This is a genomic window from Cellvibrio sp. (genome assembly GCF_053579595.1).
The window spans coordinates 1-1,952 of the sequence record NZ_JBRFPI010000554.1 but is presented as its reverse complement, the minus strand read 5'-3'; the positions used below and the strand labels follow the sequence as shown (position 1 = coordinate 1,952).

3 protein-coding genes and 1 pseudogene are annotated in these 1,952 nt (G+C 49.7%); all 4 read right to left on the bottom strand.

The window, feature by feature from the left end; genetic code table 11:
• Positions 1-408 (bottom strand): annotated as a pseudogene (locus ACWA6V_RS21045) (amino acid oxidase); the annotation flags it as partial.
• On the bottom strand, positions 405-941 hold the full coding sequence (gene fldB / locus ACWA6V_RS21040) for a flavodoxin FldB (RefSeq protein ID WP_449524315.1): 537 nt from the start codon (positions 939-941) through the stop codon (positions 405-407). The gene fldB and the pseudogene ACWA6V_RS21045, both read right to left, overlap by 4 nt.
• Before the next feature lie 51 nt (positions 942-992).
• On the bottom strand, positions 993-1,439 hold the full coding sequence (locus ACWA6V_RS21035) for a flavodoxin domain-containing protein (RefSeq protein ID WP_449524314.1): 447 nt from the start codon (positions 1,437-1,439) through the stop codon (positions 993-995).
• Positions 1,440-1,480: 41 nt separating this feature from the next.
• The gene (gene trmL / locus ACWA6V_RS21030; RefSeq protein ID WP_449524313.1) at positions 1,481-1,945 is read right to left on the bottom strand and encodes a tRNA (uridine(34)/cytosine(34)/5-carboxymethylaminomethyluridine(34)-2'-O)-methyltransferase TrmL; all 465 of its coding nucleotides are present in this window, start codon (positions 1,943-1,945) and stop codon (positions 1,481-1,483) included.
• Positions 1,946-1,952: the final 7 nt, after the last annotated feature.

The window sequence follows — 1,952 nt, the reverse complement described above, 5'->3', positions numbered from 1 at the left end:
AAAACCCGTGCCGACAAAAACTGGATAAGCATCGATTAGTTGCTTCGTGAACTCATTCAGTTCGGGCCAGAGCGCCAAGGCGCGTTGTAAATACAGTTTGGTGAGCGGGAATTTTTCTACGCTGACAAAATGCAATTGTGCGTCCGCAGGTGCAGCGGTTAACCACAATTGCCAAGCAGCTAAAAAATTTAAGCCTGAGCCAAAACCAGTTTCGGCTATGGTGAAATGCTCGCCGGTGTTAAGTTGCTGCCAGCGTTCATGTAATTGGTTGTGCTGCAAAAAAACGTGGCGGGTTTCTTCCAGTCCATTCGCGCGCGAAAAATACACATCGCCAAAAGTGCTGGAGACGGGTTGGCCATCTTCATCCCATTGTAGTTGGGCATGGTCGATATGCGTTGAATCACTCACAAACCAAACTCGTCAACTATTTGTGTGCACCATTGTTGAATGCGTGCATCACTCAATTGAAATTCGGTTTCATCGTCCAGCGCGAGGCCCACAAAATACTGCTCATCCGGTGTGAGCGCTTTGGATGCTTCAAATACATAGCCCGCGCGTGGCCAATAACCGCAGGGCGTTGCGCCGCGGTGGACTAATTTACTGTGCAAGTAGCCCATGGCATCCAAAAACCATTCCGGGTAACCCACTTGGTCGCCCAGGCCGTAGATGGCAATTTTTTTGCTGCTGAAATCGAGCGAATCCAATTCATCCCAAATTTCTTCCCAATCTTCTTGCAGTTCACCGTAGTCCCAGGTGGGAATACCAAAAATCAGGTAATCATAAAATTGGGTTTGGATAATCGGGGTATCGGCGATATTAAAAAAATCCACGCTCTCTTCGCCGAGCAGGTTGTGGAGTGTTTTGCAGATTTTTTCGCCTGCCATTTCGGTGTAGCAGGTAGAGCTACCGTAAAACAGGCCGATGGTTTTGGTTTCACTCATATTCGATTACTTAGGATTAATCAGTACATCTAATCAGTTGCATTAATTCAGCTAAATCAGCTTCGCCCAATCTTGCACCCAGTCACGCGCCAGTGTCGCCGCGTCCTCGCCGCTGCTTGCATCCAATACTAATGGTTCACCGATGCGCGTTGCGCCAAGGTCTTCAAAGGCGGCATCCAACATGCGCCCGCCCTCGTTAAACGTGGTGTAGCTACTATCGCCCAGATTCACCACGCCGTAACGACGCCCTGCAATACGTGGGTAATCGCGGGTCAGATGCAAATAGAGTGGTTGGATGTTGTCGGGTAATTCTCCTGAGCCAGTGTTGGAGTGGCACAACAGGATAACTTCGTCCGGGTCGCGCGCCAGATCTTCTGCGCGCGCGTAGGTATTCAAGCTGACGTCATGGCCGAGCTTGCCCAGCGCTTCCCTCAGGATTTCTGCAACTTCTTCGGCACCGCCATATACGCTTCCGATAAAAATCTGGATTTTGCTCATGGGTTCTTCTCTTCATTATATAGCCGGTGGATAGGCAGCCGTTAAAGTGCGCCAGCATAACCCAATTGGCGCCAGGCTTCATAAACCATCACCGCTACGGCGTTGGATAAATTCATACTTCTACTGTTGGCGGCCATAGGAATGCGCAGTACCTGATTGGCAGGCAGTGATTCCCGGATACTTGCCGGTAATCCGCGTGTTTCAGGACCGAACAATAAGTAATCGCCGGACTGGAATTGTGCATCGCTGTGGCAGCGAGTGCCTTTGGTGCTGAGTGCAAAAATCCGCGTTGGTTTCTCCTTATCCAAGAACGCTTCCCAGCCCTTATGCAGGTTTAACTCCTGTATTTCCCGATAGTCCATCCCTGCGCGATTTACGCTTTTTTCATCCAATTTAAAACCCAGCGGTTCGATTAAATGAAGCTGGCAACCGGTATTAGCGGCGAGCCGGATAATGTTTCCTGTGTTGGGGGGGATTTCCGGTTCTACCAATACAATATGAATCATTCAGGCG

Excerpts from the sequence above, each read along its gene's own strand:
- fldB (WP_449524315.1), bottom strand. The coding sequence starts at position 941 with ATGAGTGAAACCAAAACCATCGGCCTGTTTTACGGTAGCTCTACCTGC.
- ACWA6V_RS21035 (WP_449524314.1), bottom strand. The coding sequence starts at position 1,439 with ATGAGCAAAATCCAGATTTTTATCGGAAGCGTATATGGCGGTGCCGAA.
- trmL (WP_449524313.1), bottom strand. The coding sequence starts at position 1,945 with ATGATTCATATTGTATTGGTAGAACCGGAAATCCCCCCCAACACAGGA.